Genomic DNA, 24243 nt, shown 5'->3' with positions numbered 1-24243 from the left:
AGACATTTGAGATGAAAAATTAATAAGACAGTTTTCTCGGAGATTTAAAGGTTTTAGTCAGATATTGTAGAAATATTTAATTAATTGCATATCCCAATAGGAGGAAATAGAGTGGTCATTATGAATCAGGAAATCAGGAGACTCTATGCCAGGATTGAGACTTTGGAAAAGGAAAATAATATTTTGGCCAATAATAATTCACTTAAATATAATATATTCTCACGCTCAAATGATGGAATTTTAATTTTTGATAGCCAGGAGAGAATTGTTGATGTCAATCCATCATTTGCTGAAAGTATAAAGACTGATAAACAACACCTGATCGGCAGGAGACTGTCTGATATCGTGCCGAAAAATAGACATTTCAAGCTTGAAAAGCAAAGGGAATTATTAAAGAAGAAGGAAAGTGTCAGGGGCATTCTGCCAATATATAACGGCAGAACGATAATAGAGTTTGATTTTACTACCAGCATCCTTAATGAGGACGGTCTTTATATGTGTATATTAAGAGATGTAACGAGTAAGCGGCTCCTCGAACGAAAAGTGAAAAAGAATGAAGAGCTGTATGCTGACCTATTTATTGAAGCCCTGGATGGAATCATTTTTTGGCGTGGAAATGGTGAGATCATTGATGCGAATGAAGCTGCTTGCCGAATTTTTGAATGTACTCATGATGAGCTTCTCAATAAAAAGATCAAAGATTTTGTATATGAAAAATCGGAAAGATACAAAAGCATTGTTAAAGAGATGTTCGTTAAGGGAAGCATACGGGATGAGCTAGTTTTTCTTATGCCAAATGGCCAGTTCAAATCTTTGGAGTTTACAGTGAAATTGAACTCCGTTGAAGGCTACCATATGACAATCTTCAGAAATGTCAGTGAGCGTCACGCTATGGAAAAAAGCTTGAGGGAAAGCGAACAAAAATTTCGCATGATATTTGAAGGTGCCCTTGAAGGGATTCTGCTCTGGAACAATCAGTTTGAAATAGTCGATATTAATCAATCAGGTCAGAGAATGCTCCAGATGACAAAAAAGGAGCTTATTGGTGTTTCGCTGCATAGTATTTTAAATGACTGCAATATAACCGATGATGAATTAAAGGAGCAGATAAAAAACATACACTCTGCGGGGCAATCAGACGGTAACCTTTCCATTACTCTGAAATCAGGCAGAAAGAAATTTTTTGAGTTTTCCAACAAGCTGAATATTTTTTCTAATATCAGTATGACAACATTTAAAGACATTACTGAGAAGCTGGAAATGGAAGAACAGCTTCGGAAATCAGACACTTTGCATGTGATTGGAGAATTGGCAGCAGGGATTGCCCACGAGATAAGAAACCCCATGACAGCACTTAAAGGCTTTATACAGCTGCTTGAGGACAGTGTGAAGGAAGATCATACTATGTATTTCAATGTGATTACCACTGAGCTTAGCAGGATTGATTCAATTATTAATGAATTTCTCATACTTGCTAAGCCTCAAGCTGTCAAATTTGTGGAAAAAGACATATCTCAAATCATGAAGGAAACAGTCGATCTCCTTAGTGCTCAGGCTGTGCTCCATAATGTTCAATTCAGGACTTATTATGAAAAGAATTTGCCCAATGTTTTCTGTGAATCCAATCAAATGAAAAAGGTCTTTATCAATATTATAAAAAATGCCATTGAAGTCATGCCTAAAGGTGGATATATTACTGTATCCATTCAGAAAGGGTTTGACCATAAAGTTCACATATCCATTAGGGACGAAGGGACAGGAATTCCTGCACATAAAATAAAAAAGCTTGGTGAACCTTTTTATACTACAAAGGAAAGAGGCACTGGACTTGGCTTAATGGTTACATATAAAATTATTGAAGAACACAAGGGAACAATTGAGGTGGAAAGCAAATTGGGGGAAGGAACTGTATTCCACATCCATTTGCCCTATTCTTTAAAGGCGGGAATGAAATGAAAGGCAGAGTTTATTCTAAAACATACACACCGGCAGGAGACATTTACATTGTCATTGAGAATGGAATCCTTTCGGCTTTATACATTGGGGAAGAAGATTTTCTCGAAGGGGAAGACGTTTTATCATTGAAATTGGATCCCTCCGACTCTTTAATTAAAAGGTGTACAAATCAGCTTGAGGAATACTTTGAAGGGCATAGGAAAGAGTTTGACATCCCCATTGAACCTCATGGCACTGAATTTCAAAAGGCAGTCTGGAAAGAGCTGTGCCTAATCCCATTTGGAGAGACAAGAAGTTATCAGGACATTGCTTTTAAAATAGGGAAAGAAAAAGCAGTGCGTGCCATTGGTCAGGCAAACAAGGCCAATCGCCTTCCGATCATTATTCCATGCCATCGCGTGATTGGAAAAAATAAATCGTTAACGGGTTATGCAGGAAACAGGACTGAAATTAAAGAAGTACTGCTAGCACTCGAAGGGTCTAATTATATAAAATAGCTCAATCTTAACAATCACCTCTTAGGTGATTTTTTTATGGGGGTATTATATATATGGTTGACTGAACGAGCGGGATTCGATTATCATCTAATTAGATATCAATCGAAATGAGGGCGCTGAAAATATGCAATTAAATCGTTTAGTAGCTTTTTATAAGACAATGGGAGACCCAACCAGAATCAGGATTGTTTTTCTCCTTGCCAAAGGGCCTTTGCATGGACAGGCGATAGCGGGGAAGCTTGGTTTAACTCCGCCAACCATTACTCATCATTTAAATAAACTGAGGGAAATAAACCTTGTTTATCAGAGAAGAGATAAAAATACTGTTTATTTTTATTTAAATGAATCCGTACTGAAACACCAATCAGGTGTTCTTGCAAAATTGGCAGATAAAGAGGAGGTTAAGAAAATGGAAGAACAAAATATAGAAAGCCAGAAGGTTATTGAAAATTTCTTTACCAAAGATGGAAAGCTGAAGAATATTCCTGCACAGAGGAAGAAGAGACTCATGGTTTTTGAGCATCTAATCAAAGGATTGAAAATGGGGAAAAAATATGAAGAAAAAGAGCTCAACGAATATATTCAACAGTATCATGAAGACTATGCTACGATACGCAGAGAATTTATTATAAATCATTATATGTACAGGGAAAATGGCATTTATGAATTAAACCCTCCGGAAATGTGGGCGAAAATAGAAGGGTAAAGCAAGGCAGGGCCCCAGTTAGGGCCCTGCATGCCTTCAATAGTAATAATCCGGTTTGCGGTCGGTAAAAATCGGAATCATGCTGCGGACTTCTTTCACTTTTTCCAGGTCTATCTCAGCATATAGGATTTCTTCCGTTTCAGAACCTTCTGCAAGCACTTCTCCCCAAGGATCTATAATCATCGAATGGCCAGCAAAGACATTGTCAGGATCAGACCCGGAGCGGTTGCATGCAATTACGTAGCACTGGTTTTCAATGGCACGCGCAATCAAAAGTGCCCGCCAATGTGCCAGCCGGGCCAATGGCCATTCAGCTACTACAAATAAAGCTTCAGCACCTTCCGCTGTATGGGTCCGCACCCACTCAGGAAAACGGATATCATAACAAATCATCCCTGCAAACTTCCTATTTTCCAGTGAAAAAACTCCCTTGGCTGTCCCTCCGTTCAGATAGAGATGTTCATTCATCAGCTTGAACAAGTGCAGCTTGCTGTATTCATGTATAAGGTCACCTTGGTTATCTACAATCAGCAGAGTGTTGTAAATGCCATCGGGTGTTTTCTTTGCAACAGATCCGCCAATCATATGAACCCGATTGCTCTGTGCGGCCTCTTTCAAAAAGACTAGCGATGATTCTGCATCCTGGTCTGCAATTTCACCCAATCTGGTCAAGTCATAACCAGTCGTCCAAAGTTCCGGCAGCACAATAACATCCGGTTTATCCCTAAGCGCCTTTTTAATCATGATTTCGGCTGCTTTAAAATTATCCTCAGGTTTTCCAAATGCAATATCCATTTGCAAACAGGCAATCTTTAATTTCATAAAACTCCCCCGCAATCATCATATCCTTATGGTAAAATTAGTCCGATAGATGGAAATTTTCAAAATTTTACTTTACATCTTACCATTTACGTTATATCATTTGTGACTATATTTTCAATCTTTTTTTAAGCAGGTGAACAATTTGGTAAATTATCCGCAATCAGATCTTTTGAAAAGTCTGCCTAAACAGTTTTTTGCATCTTTGACAGCCAAAGTGGGGAGAAAACTCCAACAAGGGCATGATGTCATCAATCTTGGACAGGGCAATCCTGACATGCCTACACCAGAGCATATTGTCAAGAGTCTTCAAAGTGCAGCCGATAATCCGCAAAACCATAAATATTCCCCTTTCCAGGGCTTCCCGTATTTAAAAAGGCAGCTGCTGACTTTTATAAAAGGGAATTTAATGTTGAATTGGATCCTGAAACCGAAATAGCCATCCTTTTTGGTGGTAAAGCAGGATTGGTTGAAATCCCTCAATGCCTTTTAAACCCTGGGGACAGCGTATTGGTTCCGGACCCGGGATATCCTGATTATTGGTCAGGTGTTGCACTTGCCAAAGCAAAAATGGTGACAATGTCTCTAAGAGAAGAAAATAACTTCCTGCCAGTATACAGTGAATTGTCAGCAGACCAGCTTAATGCAGCCAAACTGATGTTCCTTAATTATCCAAATAATCCCACTGGAGCAGTGGCAAACAAGGACTTTTTCAAGAAACAGTTGATTTGAGCAGAAGCCATGGTATTTGCATCGTCCATGATTTTGCATATGGAGGAATTGGTTTTGACGGCATAAAGCCTGAAAGCTTTCTTCAGGCAGAAGGGGCAAAAGAGGTCGGAATTGAAATTTATACACTTTCAAAAACATTTAATATGGCAGGCTGGAGAGTTGGATTTGCAGCTGGAAATGCAAGTGTCATCGCAGCACTGAACCTTATGCAGGATCATCTATACGTCAGCTTGTTTGGTGCTGTTCAGGAAGCTGCAGCAGTTGCTCTGTCAGGACCACAGGATTGTGTTAAAGAATTGAATTCCATATACGAATCCAGACGTAATACATTCATCTCTGGCCTCAGGGAAATCGGCTGGAATGTTCAAGCTCCTAAAGGCTCTTTTTTTGCATGGCTCAAGGTCCCTGAACAATTTACATCGGAAGAGTTTGCTGACTATCTCTTGGATAAAGCGCATATTGCGGTTGCACCAGGCATCGGATTTGGTGATTTTGGAGAAGGGTATGTGAGAGCGGGTTTACTGACATCTGAGGAGAGACTTAAAGAAGCAGTGGGCAGAATAAAAAAATTAAATTTATTTTAAATTTTTCTCATAATTCAATTGACAAAAATATTAAGCACTGTCATAATTCTAATTAAATTTTAATTCTAAATTAACTGAATACTCGTTTCGTTTTCTTATCAAGAGCAGGCGGAGGGACTAGCCCTATGAAGCCCGGCAACCGACTTATACATGAGCACGGTGCTAAATCTTGCAGCTTATAGCTGAAAGATAAGAAGATGTTAGATTGCTATCCTAACCTCTTCTTATTTGAAGAGGTTTTTTATTGTTTTCATTCTTTGATTTTTGAAAGGAAGAATATACATGAGTGAAATTATTGCAACGTATCTGGTTCATGATGAAAAACATAACCCGGAGAAAAAGGCCGAGGAGATCGCTTTAGGCTTAACGGTCGGGTCATGGACCCATTTGCCGGAACTAGAAAAACAGCAGCTGGAAAAGCATAAAGGCAGGGTCGTTTCTGTTGAAGACTATACTAAAGATGAAGAAAAAAGGAAACAGCCGCAGTCATTAAGATTGCCTATCCAACTGTTAATTTCAGTCCTGATTTACCGGCAATATTAACAACAGTCTTTGGAAAACTATCATTGGATGGAAAGATTAAATTGTTAGATTTACAGTTTTCCAATGAACTTAAAAGCTTTTTTCCTGGGCCACGATTCGGGATTGACGGACTGAGGGAAAAACTGAATGTATATGATAGACCCCTTCTGATGAGCATCTTCAAAGGGGTGCTGGGCAAAGACATGGATTTTTTAACTTCGCAGCTGAGGGAACAGGCCCTTGGCGGCATCGACCTTGTAAAAGATGATGAAATTCTATTTGAAAACCGCCTTACACCTTTTGAAGCCCGGATAACCGAAGGCAAAGAAGTGCTAAGGCAGGTTTATGAGGAAACAGGCCACCGTACCCTATATGCTGTGAATTTAACAGGCAGGTCTTTTGATTTAAAAGATAAGGCAAGGAAAGCATCCAGACTTGGTGCAGATCTTCTTCTCTTCAACGTATTCTCGTATGGGCTCGATGTTTTGCAGTCATTAAGAGAAGATGATGAGATAGGGCTGCCTATCATGGCACATCCTGCAGTTAGTGGAGCTCTTTCTGCTTCAAGTGTTTATGGGATTTCCTATCCTTTGCTTTTAGGCAAACTCCTCAGGTATGCAGGCGCAGACTTTTCTCTATTCCCTTCACCTTATGGATCGGTTGCCCTTGAAAAAACTCTGGCCTTATCAATTGGGGATACCCTGACTAGGAATGATTTCTGCAAAAGAACCTTTCCGGTTCCATCAGCCGGCATCCATCCGGGTCTTGTACCTTTGCTTTTCGAAGACTTCGGAATAGACAGTGTAATTAATGCCGGAGGTGGCGTACATGGGCATCCGGATGGGGCAAGAGGAGGCGGTTTGGCATTCCGCCAGGCAATAGATTTAATTTTAAATGGGGCTTCTTTAACAGATGCTCCATCAAACTTCCCTGAATTAAAAAAAGCGATTGATCTGTGGGGGTACAAAGAGGTGGCTGTAAAGAATGGCTAAAGTGGCGGTATTTTGTGATTTTGATGGAACTATTACCGAAAACGATAACATCATTCATATCATGAAGCACTTTGCTCCTTCTCAATGGGAGGGGATAAAAAATCAAGTTCTGGGACAGGAAATTACCATTCAAGAAGGAGTAGGAAAGATGTTTTCCCTTCTGCCAAGCAGTCTGAAAGATGCTATCACCGATTTCATCTTAGAAAATGCAAGAGTAAGAGAGGGATTTCAGCCATTTATCGATTATCTGGAAAAAGAAAAAATACCGCTTTATATAGTCAGCGGAGGAATAGATTTTTTTGTGGCTCCTGTACTGGATAAGTATGGACCCTTTGAAGAGGTGTTCTGCAATAGTTCTGATTTTAGCGGCGATACAATTAATATCTTATGGCCCCATAGCTGCGATGAAAAATGCAATAAGAATTGCGGCTGCTGCAAGCCTTCTATTATGAGGAAACTGGTGGATGAGAACACCTTTAAAGTGGTGATCGGAGATTCAGTAACCGATCTGGAGGCTGCCAAACAGGCAGACTTTGTCATTGCCAGAGATCTGCTCCTGGAGAAAAGCAAAGAGATGAACCTAAATCATTCTGCCTTTGAAACATTCTATGATTGCATTGAGCTTTTAAAAAGATTAAATGAGGTGAGGGTATGAGCAGAGTTGGGGAAAAATGGAATGAGCTTGCAGATATTAAGGAAGAGCTTGCAGAAAGGGACTGGTTTATGGGAACAAGCGGAAATCTGGCCATTAAGGTCAGCTCACATCCCCTTCAATTCCTCGTAACAGCAAGCGGAAAGGATAAAAGGAAACGCACTGATGAAGACTTTCTCCTTGTTGATGAATATGGACACCCGGCAGGGGAAACACATTTAAAGCCTTCTGCTGAAACACTTCTGCATTCTGAGATATATCGAAGAACGAAAGCTGAATGCAGTCTTCATGTACATACGATTGACAATAATGTCATTTCAGAAATTTATGGTGATCAGGCGGCGGTTACATTTAAAGGGCAAGAGCTGATTAAAGCATTTGATAAGTGGGAGGAAGATGCTGTTCTCGAGATTCCGATTATTCCGAATCATGCGCATATTCCAACGCTGGCAAAGTGTTTTTCTTCCCATGTACATGAAGATTCAGGTACCGTCTTGATAAGAAATCATGGAATTACAGTATGGGGCAGAACCTCCTTTGAGGCTAAAAAGATCCTTGAGGCTTCAGAGTTTCTGTTCCGTTATCAGTTAAGGCTCCTGGCATATAAGCCCGATCAGCTAATTAAAGTAGTTTAATATATGAACTGCTGTTATTAAATCATGCGAGAAAAAATTATAATAGAGAGGAATGATTAGATTGGCATATATCGTACTGAAAAATTCAAAAAAGAAATTAGGAATCAGGAAGAGGTTGCTGCTTTTCTGGAAAAGCAGGAGGTTATCTATGAGCAATGGGCAATAGATAAATTGCCTGAAAATCTGCAGGAAAAATATTTACTTTCCGATGATGAGAAACAAGAAATTCTGGCTGCATTTGCTGAAGAAATTAAGGATATTTCTGATCGAAGAGGATATAAGGCACAGGATGTAATTTCCCTTTCAGAGAATACGCCGAATTTAGAACAGCTTCTTCAGAATTTCCAGCAGGAGCATCATCATACAGATGATGAGGTGAGATTTATTGTCAGCGGTCATGGAGTCTTTATTATACAAGGAAAAGATGGAGAGTTCTTTGAAGTATTCCTGAATCCTGGCGATTTAATATCCGTACCCGAAAACATCCGTCATTATTTTACTCTTCAGGAGGATCGAAAAGTAGTAGCCATCCGGATTTTTGTTACCGCAGAAGGATGGGTGCCAATTTATGAAAAAAGGAAGTTCATCAATAATTTAATGACCCACCCATTGCCCCCGGCATTGGGTTTTTATTTTCCTGCTATAACAATTGGATATTTTTTTAACATATTATGGTCTTGCGATTTTTTTATCAAATCCCGTTGATGCCACATAATAAATTTAGCAGAATGTGTCGAAACCCCATGAGGGCGAATTGAAATTGATGTCGATAAAAATAAATTCGGAAAAAGATTGTCTAATATTGCGAATCTATTTACATTTATAGAAATTCTTGTAATAATGCTTCAAGTAGACACATTTATATCGGATAAAGGGATAGGAGTAGGAGGAAGAAAGTTGCGCTATAAAAGAATACAGCTGCTGACTGAAATTCAGCAAAAAAGGGAAACAATGATAGAAACGGCCAAGAAAAATGGAATGGCGAGCCAGGAAACGGTTCGCTGCAGCCAGGAACTTGATCAATTAATTTTTGAATATCAATGCGTCGTTAAAAGAGAGAAGGAACAAAAGAAAAGAATGAGGATTTCCTTCCGGGAAATGATTCTCTTATGGAAGAAAGCTGTTGTATAATTTTAAAATTCCAAGCACATAGATTGAACATATAATAGGGAAGAAAAAAAGGATCCGTTGAGGATTCTTTTTTTAGTTGGCGCCAGTTCTCGCTTTTCTTAGTAATGAACTGCACAATTCTTATTAATTCTTCATAGCAGTACTATGCATGTATCGAGAATCATATCGTAATACAAAGCTTTTTTATCTATCTCTTAAAGCGAACTATACTTATAGAAGCTTTAAGTTTAGAGGGGGAAAGTAAAAAATGCACATAGTAGTGTGTGTCAAGCAAGTGCCTGATACAAAAATTATTAAAATCAATCCCAAAACCAACACTCTTGACCGGCGCAGTGCACCTGCCATTTTAAATCCTTATGATGCCCATGCAGTACAGGAAGCAGTGAAAATAACAAAGACCATAGGAAAAGGCACCATTTCGGTTTTATCCATGGGACCTCCACAGGCTGTTGCTGTTATTAAGAAAAGCATCGAAATAGGAGCAGACCGCGGCTTTTTAATCTCAGACCGTGCATTTGCCGGCGCAGATACACTGGCAACAAGCTATGCTCTGTCTAAAGCATTGGAGCGTATTTCAAAAGATATGCCTGTGGATTTAATCATATGCGGAAAACATGCCATTGATGGAGATACCGGCCAGGTGGGACCAGGAATAGCAAGAAGGCTGGATATTCCGCCTGTTACAAATGTTATAGAGGTATCCGAACTTAATGAAGGTGAAAAAACGATACTGATCAAAAGGAAAATTACAAACGGATATGAATTAATACAAGCTCAAGTCCCTTGCCTGCTGACCGTTGAAAAAGAGATTAATAGCATAGAATACTCCCCTATGCCAAACATGATAAAAGCTGCCAGGTATGAGCCGGTTATCTGGTCTGTAAATGATCTTGAGGAAGTAGATCGTACACAGCTCGGGTTGAAAGGGTCTCCTACGATAGTGGGAAAAATGTTTACTCCTCCCAAGCCGGAAGGCGGAAAGAGGCTTGAAGGGAATGCGGAAGAACAGGTTAAGCAGCTGATGGAGCTGCTTAATGATAAGAAAGAGCTGTTTGTAAGCCGATAATGGGAATAATTAGGGGGATTTACATGATGGATGAGTACCGGGGAGTGTGGGTATTCATAGAACAAAATGATGGGAAAATAGAAGGGGTTTCCCTTGAATTGCTCGGTGCAGGCAGAAAGCTGGCAGATAAGCTGGATGTGCCTCTTTCCGGTGTTCTGCTTGGATATGAAATAAAGTCTTTATGCCAGGAAGTGATCGCTTATGGAGCTGATCAGGTATATGTTATTGACCATGAAGTGATGAAAGATTATCGGACGGAGTCTTATATGAAGGCAGTAATCAATCTTGCAGAAAAGTATAAACCTGAGATATTTCTCTATGGGGCCACTTCCAATGGTAAAGATTTGGCCAGTGCTGTTGCTACAGATCTTAGCACTGGATTGACTGCTGATACAACCATGCTGGATGTCGAAGTGGATAAAAGGCTGCTTGAAGCTAGCCGCCCGGCGTTTGGGGGAAATATAATGGCAACCATCCTTTGTAAAAAGCACCGGCCGCAGATGGCTACTGTCCGTCCTAAGGTTATGAAAGCCTTGGAGCCAGATCCAGATAGACAGGGCGAGGTTATAGAAGAAGCGATTACCCTAAGTGAAGATGATATGCGCACAAAGGTAATTAAAATTGTGAAAGATGTCACAAAAAAAGTGAATTTAGCAGATGCGCATGTTGTTGTTGCGGGCGGAAAAGGAATGGGGGATTTTCAGAATTTCCAGCTGATCCATGACCTGGCTGATGCAATTGGAGCAACTGTAGGGGGCACAAGGGATGTAGTGGAGGCAGGATGGCTGCCGCATGAACAGCAGGTAGGGCAGACCGGAGAAACCATTACCCCAAAGGTCTATTTTGCTATTGGGATTTCAGGGGCAATCCAGCATGTCGTAGGCATGAAGAATTCAGAGTTCATTATTGCGATTAACAAGGATCCAGACGCACCTATATTTGATGTAGCAACCTACGGAATCGTGGGTGATGCACTTGAAATTGTGCCGAAGCTGATTAAAGAGTTAAAGGAAGCAAGGGAAAGAGGGGTGAAATGAGTTATGTCTGAAAAGTTTGATGTCATCGTGGTGGGGGCAGGGCCTGCAGGAACTTCCTGTGCTTACACATGCGCCAAAAACGGTCTAAAAGTCCTTCAAATTGAAAGAGGAGAATATCCCGGCAGCAAAAATGTAATGGGTGGAGTTTTATACCGTAAGCAAATGGAGGAAATCATTCCAGAGTTTTGGAAAGAAGCACCGCTGGAGCGGCCTGTCGTAGAGCAGCGGTTTTGGATGATGGATAAAGAATCGACAGTGAGTTTTGGCTATAAAGGTCTTGAGTGGGGGAAGGAACCATATAATAATTTTACAGTACTCCGGGCGCCATTTGACCAATGGTTTGCAAAAAAGGGGTTGAACAGGGCGTTCTATTAATAAATGAAACAGTCGTACTTGAGTGCCTGACTGAAAATGGAAAAGTGGTTGGTGTAAGAACTGACCGGCCGGATGGGGAGGTATATGCAGATGTAGTGGTTTTGGCAGATGGTGTAAATTCACTGCTGGCAAAACAGCTGGGCTACCATAAAGAATTTCGCCCTGATGAAGTGGCACTGACGGTAATGGAAGTCATTAATCTTTCTAAAGACAAAATTAATGACCGCTTTAACCTGGAAGACAACCAGGGCTGTACGATTGAAATATTCGGGGACTCCACGAAAGGCAATCTGGGAACTGCCTTTATTTACACCAATAAAGATAGTATTAATATTGGTGTGGGAACCACGCTGTCAAGTATGATTAAGGCGAAGCTTAAGCCTTATGACCTGCTGGATTATTTAAAAACACACCCTATGGTAAGACCCTTAATAGAAGGAGGAGAATCTGCCGAGTATCTGGCTCACTTGATTCCTGAAGGGGGCTACCATTCAGTGCCTAAAGTGGCTGGGGATGGTGTCCTTCTTGCAGGTGATGCTGCACAGCTGGTTAATGCCATACACCGCGAAGGCTCCAATATGGCAATGGCTTCCGGAACAATGGCTGCAGAAACCATCATTGATGCCAAAAAACGGGGTGACTTCAGCGAAACAAGCTTGAATCAGTACAGGGAAACACTTTATCAAAGCTTTATTATAAAAGACCTGGAAAAATATAAAGATGCAACTCACACGTTTGAACACTACCCTCAGTATTTTAAAGAATATGTTCCGATGCTTAACAGGGCAGCGAGCAAATTTTTTACAGTTGATGGAACTCCTAAGAAAGAAAAGCAAAAAGAAATTATGAAGAGCTTTACCAGTGAACGCGGGACCATTCGTGTGCTTCAAGACATGTACAGGGCATGGAAGGCGGTGAAATAATGTCAACGAAAACGATCGAAGAAAAGCAATATTTAGTTCGTTTTAAGGCAGACACCAAATCACATCTTACCGTATTGGATCATGATATCTGTATGACAAAATGCCCCGATAAAATATGCACTATTTTCTGCCCGGCTGAGGTGTATAAGTGGGAAGGATTGAGAATGCAGGTGGGTTATGAAGGATGCCATGAGTGCGGCAGCTGCAGGATTGGATGCCCATATCAGAATATTAAATGGGAATACCCAAAAGGCGGCCATGGTATAGTATTCAGACTTGCATAAAGTTAACCCCTATTTCATACAAAAACCGGCCGCATTTGGCCGGTTTGAAAAGGGGGTAATGAAAAAGGTTTTATCTTTCGGTACATTTATATTATAGTTAAGAAATATTAACAAATTGTTAACAACATATATCAAAACTATTAATCCTGCAGCATACATATCATTCTGTTTTTTTTATTATAAATTACCGCGTTAAAGCTTTTAAGTAATAGTACTTTAGTATCTTAATTTTTTAGGCAGGATTTGTTAAACTAAATGTGGTCGGACTATTATAGTTGACCCCCTATAATCTGGAGAGCTTAGAGAAGTCTAGGCTCTTTTTTTGATCTGAATTAAGAATTCACTTTTTTGGGATTTTGTTTAAAAGTAGAAATTACCTATATGTATGTTATTTCACATTCGAGGGTAAAAAAAGAGTAACGCATAGGGGAATGGATTTTGAGGTTAGCTGATTTTCTCTTGTCTCTTTAAAAATTGAACTGGGAGTCCTTTACATTGGCTTCAAGTTCTTTAGCATGTTCAAAAGCTTTATGGATGCATTCGTACAGAGATGAAGAATAAAGCGCCTTATTCCATATAAAACTTCCTTCTGAATTGGATGGATATAAGGTTACTTTCCAGAGGTAATATTCTTTTTCCTGTTCCTTAAGCTGTCCTTCCAGAGCAATTAGCCAATGGGTTTGCCCGGCCGGAAGGAATGTATCAGCTCCATTTGCAGGAATAAGGCATTTTTGATAAAAATCAAAGTAGTTTGGCAGATGCATATTTAATCCCTCCTAACATTTTACAGGGTATTTAGCTGCGCCAAAGAGAGCTAATATCTTACCTTTATTATATGGCAAAAAAGAAGAAGATTGCACACAATTATTAAAATTTTTAGAAAATTTTAATAAAAATAATCTATATCCTTTATAAAAAGGAGGGACGCCCCCTCCTCCTTACCTATTTATTCCATTCTGAAACAGTTTCATCCGGTGGGAGTAATAATGTCAGCAACCCCAGTACGGGAAGAAAACCGGTAAATATGATCATATTTACCAGACCAACGGTGTCCGCTATATAGCCCAGAGCGATTGAGCCTATTGCCCCCATACCAAAAGCCAGACCCACTGTAAGTCCCGCCATAGTGCCGATTTTGCCGGGAACTAATTCCTGAGCGTATACTACCGTCACCGAAAAGCTTGACATCAATATGAATCCGCTTGCCACCAGCATTATAAATGCAATAGGAGATGGAACGAAAGGGATCATGGCGGATAGCGGAACAGTCAGGATCATGGACAGAAAAATAATTCTTTTCTTTCCAAACCGATCTGCGAGCGGCCCGCCAAAAAATGTGCCCAATGCACCTGATACTAAAAATGCAAATAAGAAGAGCTGTGCCTGACTAATGGAGAAAGAGTATTTTTCTATCGCATAAAAGGCATAGAAATTTGTCATACCCGAAATATACCATGAACGGGCAAATATCAAAAAGAGAACCAGGATCAGTGCACTCCATATTTTTTTTGATATCCTTTTATTATTATGGCCACCAGCTTGTTTTTTTGCTCTGCCGGCAATCAATTCCTCCTGAAGGCGTCCAGTATACCAAAACGCTATATAAATCAGCAGCCCGACTGCAATAGCAGCAACTGCAGTAAACCAGGCAGCACCCATTTGACCTAGCGGAACAAGAATAAGGGCCGTAATGATAGGAGCAAGTGCCTGTCCAGTGTTTCCCCCTACCTGATAGATTGATTGGGCCAGACCTCTGCGCTGGCCAGCTGCCATATAAGCCACCCTAGATCCTTCCGGGTGGAATACAGCTGAACCGAGACCAATGAACAATACTGATATAATAATCCATTTATAATCCGGGGCAAAAGCCAATCCTAATATGCCAAATAAAGTTGAAGTCAGACCGATTGGCAAGGCGAAAGGGAACGGCTTTTTATCAGTGGCCATTCCAACAACCGGCTGCATGATTGAAGACACGATATTAAGTGAAAAGGCAATCATACCCAGCTGTGAGTATGAAAGCCCCATAGATTTTTCTAAAATGGGAAACATGGCTGGAATGACAGATTGAATAGAGTCATTTAATAGGTGGCAAAGGCCAATAATGAATAAGATCCGATAGGCCGTTTTTTGATGTGGCTCATATCTTGAACTGACTGAAGCAGCGGTAGTACTCATGGTATAGTCTCCTTTTTCACTGAACATTTCGTAAAACTAAATATAGTTTACCTTATTCATTAGCCTTTCAAAATAGTTATTTTGGAAATCTATTAAATATTATATAATTTACATTATTCAGATTAAATAAGAGGGCAGGGAAGCCAATGGAAAAAGCAGTTGATGCTTTAATGACGGACGATATTCTCACTAATTTCCTTAGAATCTATTCTTTAAATATAGGAAATTATAAAAAGCTGGGTGACTTTGAAAACTATGTTTATGAGGTTTATAAAGATGAAAAAGCATATATTTTGAGGATTACCCACTCATCTCACCGCATGCTTGAGGAGCTTTTATCAGAAGCAGACTGGATGAGTTATCTGATATCGAAGAGTTTAAAGGTTCCAGAAGTTTTTCCATCACAGAATGGGAATTTGGTTGAGCGGTTAACAGCTGGGGACGATTCTGCCTTTTACGCCTGCCTGTTTTCAAAAGCAGAGGGAAAACCAATAAGTGTTCGGGCACCGGAATTCAATAAGGAGTTATTTCATGCGTGGGGAAGTGCGGTAGGGAAAATGCATGCAGCCACTAAATCATATATGCCATCAGCTGGAATTGTACCGCGGATGCAATGGGATGACGAAGAATTGCTTAAAGTTGAGAAATATATACCTGAAGAGGATCAATTGGTCATTAAGCATACAGAAGATTTGTTGAATCTGCTTCAAAATTTGCCAAAACATATAAACAATTATGGCCTTATTCATACTGATCTCCATTCCGGAAACTTCTTTTATAATGGGAAAGATATACAAGTATTTGATTTCGATGACTGCTGCTATCATTGGTTTGCATCAGATATAGCCATACCGCTGTATTACTCACTTTTATATAAGTTTAAAGAGGCAGATCAAGCGGAAATGGAAATATTCGGCAAGCAATTCCTTGACTCCTTTTTGGATGGCTATCGGCTGGAAAATGAAATTCCCGAAGATTTGGGAAGGCAGCTGCCCTTATTTCTGAGACTGAGAGATATCACACTTTATTCTGTCCTGCATAAAAAAATCGCACCTGAGGAAAGGAATTCGCAGCTATTATTTATGATGGAGACGATCAAGAAAAGAATTGAAAGAAATGCTCCAATCTATGTGAGTTAAAAAAGAAGGTGCCTCCGAGCGAGCACCTTCCTTCTTTTATGCGTCGTTTTTGATGGGCAGAAAAATATCTACATGCGTTCCTTTAGTTTCTTTGCTTGTAATAAAAATTTCACCGCCGAAAGAATGCAGAATGCGCCTGCAGACTACGAGGCCAAGGCCCGTGCCCGTTTCCTTTGAAGTGTAGAATGGATGGAAAATCTTTTCAATTTCATCTTCAGAGATGCCTGAACCTGTGTCCGCAATTTTAAGCTGACACTTAGAATGCATTTTATTTAGTTTAATTGTCAGCTTTCCTCCGCCCTCCATCGATTCAAAAGCGTTTTTCGTTAAATTCAGGATAACCTGTTTCATCTGGTCTTTCGTACATTCGACCATGACAGGTTCATCTGAAATAGCAGATTCAAAAGTGACATTGTGTAAATTGGCTTCGGAGAATATCAACGGTTCCAATTCCTTTATGATGTTTCTCAAATCCAGGGTTTCCATCTTTTGAGCTGCAGGTTTACCCAGAATTAAAAATTCACTTACAATTTCATTAATTCTGCTGATCTCATCATTTATAACTGAAAAGTAATACTGGTCATGTGTATTCGTATATTTTTCACTTAATAGCTGTATAAGACCTTTTATTCCTGTTAAAGGGTTCCTGATTTCATGGGCTGTGCTGGCAGCCAGAGTACCCACCAGTTCCAGTTTTTGGAGCTCATTTTCCTTTTTTCCTCTTCATTCTGCTTTTTAAGCCTTAAATACTTAATAAAGAGAAATAGAATATGGCTTATAATCATTAATACAAGGATAGCCTTAAAAGCATCTTTGACAATTGCCAGCATATCTCTTGGCGGCAATTCTACTTTTACACTCCAGGGAAGCCTGTCAATTGGAATTGAGATGCTATTCTGGCTGGAAAATGATGAGTCACCATTCATGTTGATATCCATAATCGTTTCCCTTTCAGAATTAAGGACAGAAAGTCTTGCTTCTGGAGTAAGAAGTCTCATGATATTTTGTACGTAATCCACCCTCATATGTGCCACAATAATAGAGATTACATCTCCATTGTCATTGAACACGGGTTTTCCTATCCCAACGACTGTTTGCCCATTGGTTAGTGTTTCAGGGGAGTTAGAGATTACAATATCTTTCGTGCGCGAAACCTCTTTAAGATATTTCTTATTAGATAAATCGGAGTTCGCTAAGAATTGATTGGACCCTGTAAGAACCTTTCCGCTGGGATTAAGAAGGTAAATTCCGCCATATCGCGGATCCAGCTGATTGGCTTTTGGAGCAGAGGCTCCAGTTTATCAGAGGGAGTGTCAGCACTTCCAGCAGTCAGTGATAACATATCAAGTGTGGTCACAGTTTCGGAAATAAACTGGTCCCAGCTTCTTTGGTGTATGGAGCCAATCCATTTTGCTTCTTCCAGCCTTTCCTCATCATTTTGTTTAACAGAATCCATAAAGAAAAAGATGCTGCCGGCCAAAGTGGGAATAATTACTGCGATTAAATATAGTAGTAAATTTCGTTTTCGACTTTTCATCAGGTTAACTCCAGCATAATTAGGTTAATTTATTCATATCTAACTGACATTATCAATATTATACCATTTTGTGTTAAAAGAGGTTTATTTCTAACAAAGGAATGATATTTTATATGTAAGGAGGGGTTTGATGAAATCAGAAGTTTTTCTCACGGTTTTGGCTACAAGTGATGTCCATGGACATGTTTATCCATATTATTATGGAACTGGTGAGCATGCTGGTCATGGGCTGGGCAAGCTTGCAGCAATAATAAAGAAAGAAAAGGAACAATCTGAGATCTCTATACTTATTGATAACGGGGATCTGATCCAGGGAACTCCTCTAACTTATTATTATTCCAGATACTTAAATAACCAAAAAAATCCCATGATTCAAATATTAAATGAACTTGAATACGATGCAGCTGTAATCGGAAACCATGAATTCAACTATGGAAAGAACACACTTGCAAGAGCTGTCAGTGAATCCAATTTCCCATGGCTGTCAGCCAATATATTATTTAATTCAACAAAAGAAACGTATTTCGGGCTTCCCTATAAAATAAAATCCTTCCCAAATGGCTTGAAAGCAGCAGTTATAGGTGTTACAACCCAGTATATTCCCAATTGGGAGAAAAGGCAGCATATTGAACATCTTGTTTTTGAATCTGCGGTGATCAGCTTAAAAAGGTGGGTTTCATATATTCAGGAGGAAGAAAAGCCGGATGTGATTATTGTCTCTTATCATGGCGGCTTTGAAAAGGATATCAGAACTGGTGAAGAGACGGAAGAACAAACAGGAGAAAATGAAGCATACCGGATCTGTACAGAAGTTCCTGGAATCGATGTTCTGATTACCGGGCATCAGCACCGTTTTATTGAAGGAGAACAAGTAAATGGTGTGGCTGTTGTTCAGCCGGGATTTAATGGTCAAGCGCTTGCAAAGGTCACCGTTAAATTCAGAAAGAAACATAATGATTGGCTGATTGATGATAAACACTCTGCGTTAATCTATCCCGACGGAATACCGTCTGATAATGAGGTTCTGCAGCTGGCTGGGTATTATGAATCCAAAACCCAGAAATGGCTGGATACGGAGATCGGTGAAATTGATGGTGATATGCTGATTGATGATATATTTGAGGCACGTACAGGGGAGCATCCGCTGATTGAATTTATTAATAAAGTGCAGATGGAAGCCTCAGGTGCTGATATTTCCTGCACTGCCTTATTTCATGAGGGGGCACCAGGATTCAAGTCTAAAGTAACGATGAGAGAAATTGTTTCTAACTATATTTATCCAAATTCATTATGTGTCCTCAGAGTTGCAGGAAAGGACATTAAAGATGCATTGGAGCGGTCTGCAGCTTATTTTGAATTGAACAGTGACGGAAAAATTATAGTGAATCCTGATTTTTCAAATCCAAAGCCACAGCATTATAATTACGATATGTGGGAAGGTATTGAGTATAAAATAGATGTTTCACGACAAAAGGGCAGCCGGATTACAAAGGTTTTGTATAAAGGGCATCCAATCAGGGAAGATGAAGAGTATCATGTAGTAATGAACAATTACCGCGCTGCAGGCGGGGAGGCTACAACATGTTCAAGGATAAGCCAGTGGTGAAAGAGATTTTAACCGATATGACCGAATTGATTGCAGACTATTTTTGGAAAAGAAAAAGGTAATTCCAACTCTTAATCACAATTGGGAGGTTGTTTCGGGCAAATGATCCGGATGTGTTAAATTGACAGCTTTCTTCCTGTTTTCTATAATGATTGAGAATTGAATTTATGTATACGCTACTAATTAAAAGGAAAAGGGATTGGATAAAATGGGGTCTGAACAAATTGACCAATCGTTGAAATTGTTTATTGTCCTGTCCAGGGCTTATAGGGCAATAAATGAAAATGTAAATAAACTAATACAAACATATGGAGTGAATCCAACTGAATTTGCTGTTCTGGAACTGCTATACCATAAGGGTGACCAGCCTTTGCAGCAAATCGGCGGGAAAATACTATTGGCCAGCGGAAGCATCACTTATGTAGTGGACAAGCTTGAGCAGAAAGGCTTGTTGAAAAGGGTCGCATGCCCTAATGACAGAAGAGTTACCTTTGCGCAAATAACAGATAAGGGTAAAGACTTTATCGAAAACATATTCCCTGACCATGAAAAGCATATCCATTCTTTAATGTCCGAGCTTACTCCAGAAGAAAAAGGAACAGCCATTGAGTTATTAAAGAAGCTTGGACTATCTATCTCCAATGATAAAAATAGCTTACAATAACTAAAACAGCCTTGACCGGCTGTTTTTTATTTTGTGCTTTATAGATATGTTCAGGGGAGGAATTAACCAAATATTGTCGAAATAGTTTAGTGGTTTAATTAAAATCGATTTACATATACACGAGGGGGCAATAATGTGAGATTTGAAGACTATACATACGTTCGTCCGGATCTTGATACAGTACAGGGGAAATTCGAAGCAGCGCTTGAGAAATTTGAAAACGCAGCTTCTGCAGACCAGCAAAATCAAGCTATGAAAGAAATTAATGATATTCGCAATGATGTCGGCACTATGTTCAACCTTTGTTATATCCGTCATTCAGTCGATACGAATGATGAATTTTACAAAGCAGAGCAGGATTATATGGATGAGATTCAGCCTGAAGTAGAAGGGTTTGTTACAAAGTATTATCAGGCTTTGGTTAATTCCAGGTTCAGGGCAGAGCTCGAAGAAAAATGGGGGAATCAGCTTTTTGCACTTGCGGAAGCCCAATTGAAGGTGTTCTCGCCAGAGATTGTTCCGCTTTTGCAAAAAGAAAATAAGCTCTCATCAGAGTATACTAAGTTAATTGCTTCAGCCAAAATTCATTTTGAAGGTGAAGAACGCACTCTTGCCCAATTGGAGCCATTTACTGAATCTACAGATCGGGAAATGCGCAAAAAAGCAAGCGAGGCACGCTTTGGTTTCCTGGCAGATAATGAGAAAGAGCTGGACCGTATTTATGATGAGCTTGTCAAGGTTAGAACAGAGATTGCCCATAAACTTGGATATTCGAATTTTGTTGAACTGGCTTATTTCCGTATGTATCGAACTGATTATAACGCCGAAATGGTTGCAAATTTCCGCAAGCAGGTGAAGGATTTCATCGTCCCAATCGCCACAAGGCTAAAGGAACGGCAAAGAGAGAGGATTGGCGTTGACAAGCTGAAATTTTACGATGAAGGATTTGAATTTAAAACAGGAAATGCTGTACCCAAAGGCAATCCTGAATGGATTATTGAAAACGGACAAAAAATGTATGATGAGCTTTCCAGAGAAACCAGTGAATTTTTCTCTTATATGAGAGAAAATAATCTTATGGACCTGGTGGCCAAAAAGGGAAAAGCAGGGGGCGGCTATTGCACTTATATTGAGAACTATAAATCCCCATTCATTTTCTCAAACTTCAATGGAACGTCAGGAGATATTGATGTTCTTACTCATGAAGCAGGCCATGCATTCCAGGTGTATTCAAGCAGTCATTATGAGATACCTGAATATAACTGGCCAACTTATGAAGCTGCAGAAATTCATTCCATGAGTATGGAATTTTTCACATGGCCATGGATGGAGGGCTTCTTTAAAGATGATACTGAGAAATACAAGTTTTCCCATTTGAGTGGAGGACTGCTATTCTTGCCTTATGGCGTATCAGTTGATGAATTCCAGCATTGGGTATATGAAAACCCGGATGCATCACCTCAGGAAAGAAAACAGGCTTGGAGAGAAATTGAGAAGAAATACTTGCCGCATAAAGATTATGATGGCAATGAGTATTTGGAGAACGGCGGATTCTGGCAGCGGCAGGGCCATATCTACAATTCACCTTTCTATTATATCGATTATACATTGGCACAGATCTGTGCATTCCAATTCTGGAAACGGTCCCGGGAGAATCAGGAAGCAGCATGGAAAGATTATTTGAAACTGTGCCAGCTTGGCGGCAGCAAACCTTTTACCGGACTGGTAAAAGAAGCTGGGTTGATTTCTCCTTTTGAAGAGGGATGTGTCGAGTCAGTTATCGGGGAAATTGAGAATTGGCTGAATTCAGTGGATGATAAAAGTTTATAAACAAATAAAAAAGAGCCGGAAGTTATTTAATTCCGGCTCTTTTCGTTCTTTTAGCGGATGGGTTTAATAACAATTGCTTCGTCTTCGAGATTGGCCTGTAATTGGCTATTTCCGCCATGATCAATGATGAAATCAGCAATCTTGTCTTCAAGTTCATCCTGGATGATCCTTCTTAATGGCCGTGCGCCAAAAGCAGGATGATATCCTTCTGCTGCTAATTTCTCCTTGGCTTCCTGGGTAACAGTCAATTCTATATCCTGCTCATTTAATGTTTCCTGAAGGTCATTGAGCATTAAGTCGACAATTTTCAATAAATGCTCTTTTTCCAAAGCTTTAAATTCAATAATGCTATCAAAACGGTTCAGGAATTCAGGCTTAAAGAAGCTGCCGAGTGATTCAAGAATGTTTGACTCCATGACGGCGTCAGCTGTGCCAAATCCAACATGGATTTCCTTTTGCCCAGCTCCTGCATTGCTGGTCATGATAATGACTGTATCTTTAAAGCTGACAGTGCGGCCTTGGCTATCTGTCAGGCGTCCATCCTCCAGAATTTGAAGGAACATGTGCTGTACATCCGGATGTGCTTTTTCTATCTCATCAAGCAGAATGATGCTGTACGGGTTTCTGCGCACCTTCTCAGTAAGCTGTCCGGCTTCTTCATGACCCACATATCCTGGAGGGGAACCGATAATTTTTGATACGCTGTGTTTTTCCATATATTCACTCATATCAAGCCTTATCATGCTTTCTTTTGAGCCGAATAGCTCTTGGGCAAGTGTTTTGGTTAACTCAGTCTTTCCGACCCCTGTTGGCCCGACAAATAGAAATGATCCAATTGGGCGGTCCTTTGATTTAAGTCCTGCACGGCTTCGGCGAATTGCCTTTGCAACTTTTTGCACGGCTTCTGCCTGTCCGATTACTTTTTCAGCAAGGCTTTCCTCAAGGTTCTGCATTTTTTCCTGTTCATCTTCTGCTAATTTGCCGACAGGAATCCCGGTTTTCTTTTCGATAATCTCCTGAATATGGCTAACGTCAATAACTGGCCGTTCTGCCTTGTTGTCCCCGTTTAGTGCCTGCTGGAGTTTTAGTTCCTTTTCACGGAGTTTTGCAGCCTCTTCATATTTTTCTTCATTTAATACAAGTTCTTTCTGCCTGCTGATTTCTTTCAGCTGATTTTCAATATCATCTGCAGGTATATATCCTGATTGAAGATTCATTTTAGAACCTGCTTCATCCATTAAATCAATGGCTTTGTCAGGCAGGAACCGATCCTGAATATAGCGGCTTGACAGCTGCACACATGCCTTGATGGCATCTTCTGTAAAAGAAACATCATGATAGTCTTCATATTTTTGTTTCAGTCCAAACAGGATATTAATTGCCTCATCAGGTGTCGGCTCATCTACATGTACAGGCTGGAATCTGCGTTCTAGTGCAGGATCTTTTTCAATTTGGCGGTATTCTTTCAAAGTGGTTGCTCCGACCACTTGAAGCTCTCCTCTTGCAAGGGCTGGCTTCAGAATATTGCCTGCATCCATTGACCCCTCAGCTGATCCTGCTCCGACAAGAAGATGAATTTCATCTATAAAGAGAATAATGTTCTTCCGTGACTGAAGCTCAGAGATCAGCTGCTTCATGCGTTCCTCGAATTGGCCGCGGATGCCTGTGTTTGCAACCAGAGACACCACATCAAGCAAATAGACTTCTTTATTTTGAAGTTTCTTTGGTGCATTTCCCTCGGCAATCTTAATGGCTAGCCCTTCGGCAATAGCTGTTTTTCCTACTCCTGGTTCACCGATTAAGACCGGATTATTTTTGCTTCTTCTATTTAATATTTCAATCACACGATATACTTCATCGTCCCGTCCGATGACTGGGTCGATTAAACCAGCTTTGGCAAGCTGTGTAAGATTTTGTCCGAATTGATCTATAAAACCGCCGTTGCCATGACTGTATCCCGGTGCTTCGTTTAGAGCATAGTTTTCATTCCCTTGGGATGCAGCCATTTTCTTGAAGAAATCCTCTAATGGCATTTGGCCAAAACCTGAAAAACTGCTCAAAGCAGGCCCAAAGGAAGTAAGGCTATTTTGCTTTTCATAACAGTTATGGCATAGGTGTAGATTACGCTCATTTCCATTCACATTCAGTCTTAATTGTACATTTGCTTGTTTTGTTTGACATTTTTGACAAAGCATTTTGCATCCCTCCATTAATAGTTTGGTCTGACTTTGACTATATTTGACCTAATATCCACATTATAATTTGACCTTCTTTGACTTTCAAGTGATTTGTATTGTTATTTTTAACCAAAACTGAAGTTTAGCCATAATGCAAAAAAGCTCGTCTTTGTTTGTACTAGCCTACATATATTGGAAAGG

19 protein-coding genes, 5 pseudogenes and 1 riboswitch are annotated in these 24243 nt (G+C 40.0%); of the genes and pseudogenes, 17 read left to right on the top strand and 7 right to left on the bottom strand.

The window, feature by feature from the left end:
- The first annotated feature begins 120 nt into the window (after window positions 1-120).
- The 3 genes from M5V91_RS13330 to M5V91_RS13320 all read left to right on the top strand — a co-directional run bounded on the left by M5V91_RS13330 (window position 121) and on the right by M5V91_RS13320 (window position 3159).
- On the top strand, window positions 121-1956 hold the full coding sequence (locus M5V91_RS13330; RefSeq protein WP_251157589.1) for a PAS domain-containing sensor histidine kinase: 1836 nt from the start codon (window positions 121-123) through the stop codon (window positions 1954-1956).
- Window positions 1953-2453 (top strand): methylated-DNA--[protein]-cysteine S-methyltransferase, encoded by a 501-nt coding sequence (locus tag M5V91_RS13325; protein WP_217030177.1) that lies wholly within the window; start codon window positions 1953-1955, stop codon window positions 2451-2453. The genes M5V91_RS13330 and M5V91_RS13325 overlap by 4 nt, the downstream gene beginning before the upstream one ends.
- Before the next feature lie 124 nt (window positions 2454-2577).
- A complete protein-coding gene (locus M5V91_RS13320) occupies window positions 2578-3159 on the top strand; it encodes a DUF2087 domain-containing protein (protein ID WP_009331068.1) in 582 nt (193 codons plus the stop codon).
- Window positions 3160-3195: 36 nt separating this feature from the next.
- Here M5V91_RS13320 and M5V91_RS13315 read toward each other — a convergent pair whose 3' ends face one another.
- Complete coding sequence (locus M5V91_RS13315) at window positions 3196-3981, bottom strand: carbon-nitrogen family hydrolase (protein ID WP_251157595.1); 786 nt, start codon at window positions 3979-3981, stop codon at window positions 3196-3198.
- A gap of 274 nt (window positions 3982-4255) precedes the next feature.
- On the opposite strand from M5V91_RS13315, the pseudogene M5V91_RS13310 reads away from it, so the two are divergent.
- The 10 genes and pseudogenes from M5V91_RS13310 to M5V91_RS13265 all read left to right on the top strand — a co-directional run bounded on the left by M5V91_RS13310 (window position 4256) and on the right by M5V91_RS13265 (window position 12911).
- A pseudogene (locus M5V91_RS13310) lies at window positions 4256-5294 on the top strand (pyridoxal phosphate-dependent aminotransferase).
- Window positions 5295-5386: 92 nt separating this feature from the next.
- Window positions 5387-5490, top strand: a riboswitch (SAM riboswitch).
- Window positions 5491-5576: 86 nt separating this feature from the next.
- Window positions 5577-6808: pseudogene (gene mtnW / locus M5V91_RS13305) on the top strand (2,3-diketo-5-methylthiopentyl-1-phosphate enolase).
- Complete coding sequence (locus M5V91_RS13300) at window positions 6801-7463, top strand: 2-hydroxy-3-keto-5-methylthiopentenyl-1-phosphate phosphatase (RefSeq protein WP_009331059.1); 663 nt, start codon at window positions 6801-6803, stop codon at window positions 7461-7463. The pseudogene mtnW and the gene M5V91_RS13300 overlap by 8 nt, the downstream one beginning before the upstream one ends.
- Window positions 7460-8095 (top strand): methylthioribulose 1-phosphate dehydratase, encoded by a 636-nt coding sequence (locus tag M5V91_RS13295; protein WP_284522202.1) that lies wholly within the window; start codon window positions 7460-7462, stop codon window positions 8093-8095. Before M5V91_RS13300 ends, M5V91_RS13295 begins: the two co-directional genes overlap by 4 nt.
- A gap of 60 nt (window positions 8096-8155) precedes the next feature.
- Window positions 8156-8671, top strand: a pseudogene (locus tag M5V91_RS13290) (1,2-dihydroxy-3-keto-5-methylthiopentene dioxygenase); the annotation flags it as partial.
- 321 nt (window positions 8672-8992) lie between these two features.
- On the top strand, window positions 8993-9226 hold the full coding sequence (locus tag M5V91_RS13285) for an aspartyl-phosphate phosphatase Spo0E family protein (protein ID WP_009331053.1): 234 nt from the start codon (window positions 8993-8995) through the stop codon (window positions 9224-9226).
- A 247-nt stretch (window positions 9227-9473) separates the two neighbouring features.
- Window positions 9474-10292, top strand: a complete 819-nt coding sequence (locus M5V91_RS13280) for an electron transfer flavoprotein subunit beta/FixA family protein (RefSeq protein ID WP_009331051.1) — start codon at window positions 9474-9476, stop codon at window positions 10290-10292.
- A 23-nt stretch (window positions 10293-10315) separates the two neighbouring features.
- Window positions 10316-11329: an electron transfer flavoprotein subunit alpha/FixB family protein gene (locus M5V91_RS13275; protein WP_284522201.1), complete on the top strand. Its 1014-nt coding sequence runs from the start codon at window positions 10316-10318 to the stop codon at window positions 11327-11329.
- Window positions 11330-11332: 3 nt separating this feature from the next.
- Window positions 11333-12627, top strand: a pseudogene (locus tag M5V91_RS13270) (FAD-dependent oxidoreductase).
- Window positions 12627-12911: a ferredoxin family protein gene (locus M5V91_RS13265; RefSeq protein WP_019381639.1), complete on the top strand. Its 285-nt coding sequence runs from the start codon at window positions 12627-12629 to the stop codon at window positions 12909-12911. The pseudogene M5V91_RS13270 and the gene M5V91_RS13265 overlap by 1 nt, the downstream one beginning before the upstream one ends.
- Before the next feature lie 467 nt (window positions 12912-13378).
- On the opposite strand, the gene M5V91_RS13260 is transcribed toward M5V91_RS13265, so the two are convergent.
- Together M5V91_RS13260 and M5V91_RS13255 are read right to left on the bottom strand one after the other, a co-directional pair.
- Window positions 13379-13675 carry a hypothetical protein gene (locus M5V91_RS13260; RefSeq protein ID WP_284522200.1) on the bottom strand — a complete coding sequence of 99 codons (297 nt, stop codon included), beginning with the start codon at window positions 13673-13675 and terminating at the stop codon, window positions 13379-13381.
- Window positions 13676-13853: 178 nt separating this feature from the next.
- Window positions 13854-15089 carry an MFS transporter gene (locus tag M5V91_RS13255; protein ID WP_251175747.1) on the bottom strand — a complete coding sequence of 412 codons (1236 nt, stop codon included), beginning with the start codon at window positions 15087-15089 and terminating at the stop codon, window positions 13854-13856.
- Between the two features lie 146 nt (window positions 15090-15235).
- Between M5V91_RS13255 and M5V91_RS13250 the strand changes: the two genes are divergently transcribed.
- Window positions 15236-16228: a phosphotransferase enzyme family protein gene (locus M5V91_RS13250; RefSeq protein ID WP_251175748.1), complete on the top strand. Its 993-nt coding sequence runs from the start codon at window positions 15236-15238 to the stop codon at window positions 16226-16228.
- Window positions 16229-16264: 36 nt separating this feature from the next.
- Here the strand turns inward: M5V91_RS13250 and M5V91_RS13245 are convergent, their stop codons facing one another.
- From M5V91_RS13245 to M5V91_RS13235, 3 genes are all read right to left on the bottom strand, one after another.
- Window positions 16265-16912, bottom strand: a complete 648-nt coding sequence (locus tag M5V91_RS13245; RefSeq protein WP_284522199.1) for an ATP-binding protein — start codon at window positions 16910-16912, stop codon at window positions 16265-16267.
- A complete protein-coding gene (locus tag M5V91_RS13240) occupies window positions 16864-17298 on the bottom strand; it encodes a hypothetical protein (protein ID WP_284522198.1) in 435 nt (144 codons plus the stop codon). Before M5V91_RS13240 ends, M5V91_RS13245 begins: the two co-directional genes overlap by 49 nt.
- Before the next feature lie 122 nt (window positions 17299-17420).
- A complete protein-coding gene (locus M5V91_RS13235) occupies window positions 17421-17765 on the bottom strand; it encodes a hypothetical protein (RefSeq protein WP_284522197.1) in 345 nt (114 codons plus the stop codon).
- A gap of 130 nt (window positions 17766-17895) precedes the next feature.
- On the opposite strand from M5V91_RS13235, the pseudogene M5V91_RS13230 reads away from it, so the two are divergent.
- From M5V91_RS13230 to M5V91_RS13220, 3 genes and pseudogenes are all read left to right on the top strand, one after another.
- A pseudogene (locus M5V91_RS13230) lies at window positions 17896-19477 on the top strand (bifunctional metallophosphatase/5'-nucleotidase).
- Window positions 19478-19579: 102 nt separating this feature from the next.
- Window positions 19580-20035, top strand: a complete 456-nt coding sequence (locus M5V91_RS13225; protein WP_009331038.1) for a MarR family winged helix-turn-helix transcriptional regulator — start codon at window positions 19580-19582, stop codon at window positions 20033-20035.
- A 135-nt stretch (window positions 20036-20170) separates the two neighbouring features.
- Window positions 20171-21865, top strand: coding sequence for a M3 family oligoendopeptidase (locus M5V91_RS13220; protein WP_009331037.1), 1695 nt, complete (start codon window positions 20171-20173; stop codon window positions 21863-21865).
- A 50-nt stretch (window positions 21866-21915) separates the two neighbouring features.
- Here M5V91_RS13220 and M5V91_RS13215 read toward each other — a convergent pair whose 3' ends face one another.
- On the bottom strand, window positions 21916-24060 hold the full coding sequence (locus tag M5V91_RS13215) for an ATP-dependent Clp protease ATP-binding subunit (RefSeq protein ID WP_251175669.1): 2145 nt from the start codon (window positions 24058-24060) through the stop codon (window positions 21916-21918).
- Window positions 24061-24243: the final 183 nt, after the last annotated feature.

The sequence above is a fragment of the Cytobacillus pseudoceanisediminis genome (genome assembly GCF_023516215.1).
In the GTDB taxonomy this organism is placed as follows: domain Bacteria; phylum Bacillota; class Bacilli; order Bacillales; family Cytobacillaceae; genus Cytobacillus; species Cytobacillus pseudoceanisediminis.
This window is presented reverse-complemented; position numbering and strand designations above follow the sequence as displayed.

Bases quoted from the DNA above. Each gene is read 5' to 3' on its own strand.
- M5V91_RS13250 (WP_251175748.1), top strand. From the start codon at position 15,236: ATGGAAAAAGCAGTTGATGCTTTAATGACGGACGATATTCTCACTAAT.
- M5V91_RS13280 (WP_009331051.1), top strand. From the start codon at position 9,474: ATGCACATAGTAGTGTGTGTCAAGCAAGTGCCTGATACAAAAATTATT.
- M5V91_RS13315 (WP_251157595.1), bottom strand. From the start codon at position 3,981: ATGAAATTAAAGATTGCCTGTTTGCAAATGGATATTGCATTTGGAAAA.
- M5V91_RS13295 (WP_284522202.1), top strand. From the start codon at position 7,460: ATGAGCAGAGTTGGGGAAAAATGGAATGAGCTTGCAGATATTAAGGAA.
- M5V91_RS13215 (WP_251175669.1), bottom strand. From the start codon at position 24,060: ATGCTTTGTCAAAAATGTCAAACAAAACAAGCAAATGTACAATTAAGA.
- M5V91_RS13300 (WP_009331059.1), top strand. From the start codon at position 6,801: ATGGCTAAAGTGGCGGTATTTTGTGATTTTGATGGAACTATTACCGAA.
- M5V91_RS13325 (WP_217030177.1), top strand. From the start codon at position 1,953: ATGAAAGGCAGAGTTTATTCTAAAACATACACACCGGCAGGAGACATT.
- M5V91_RS13225 (WP_009331038.1), top strand. From the start codon at position 19,580: ATGGGGTCTGAACAAATTGACCAATCGTTGAAATTGTTTATTGTCCTG.
- M5V91_RS13235 (WP_284522197.1), bottom strand. From the start codon at position 17,765: ATGAAAAGTCGAAAACGAAATTTACTACTATATTTAATCGCAGTAATT.
- M5V91_RS13265 (WP_019381639.1), top strand. From the start codon at position 12,627: ATGTCAACGAAAACGATCGAAGAAAAGCAATATTTAGTTCGTTTTAAG.
- M5V91_RS13255 (WP_251175747.1), bottom strand. From the start codon at position 15,089: ATGAGTACTACCGCTGCTTCAGTCAGTTCAAGATATGAGCCACATCAA.
- M5V91_RS13330 (WP_251157589.1), top strand. From the start codon at position 121: ATGAATCAGGAAATCAGGAGACTCTATGCCAGGATTGAGACTTTGGAA.
- M5V91_RS13320 (WP_009331068.1), top strand. From the start codon at position 2,578: ATGCAATTAAATCGTTTAGTAGCTTTTTATAAGACAATGGGAGACCCA.
- M5V91_RS13275 (WP_284522201.1), top strand. From the start codon at position 10,316: ATGATGGATGAGTACCGGGGAGTGTGGGTATTCATAGAACAAAATGAT.
- M5V91_RS13260 (WP_284522200.1), bottom strand. From the start codon at position 13,675: ATGCATCTGCCAAACTACTTTGATTTTTATCAAAAATGCCTTATTCCT.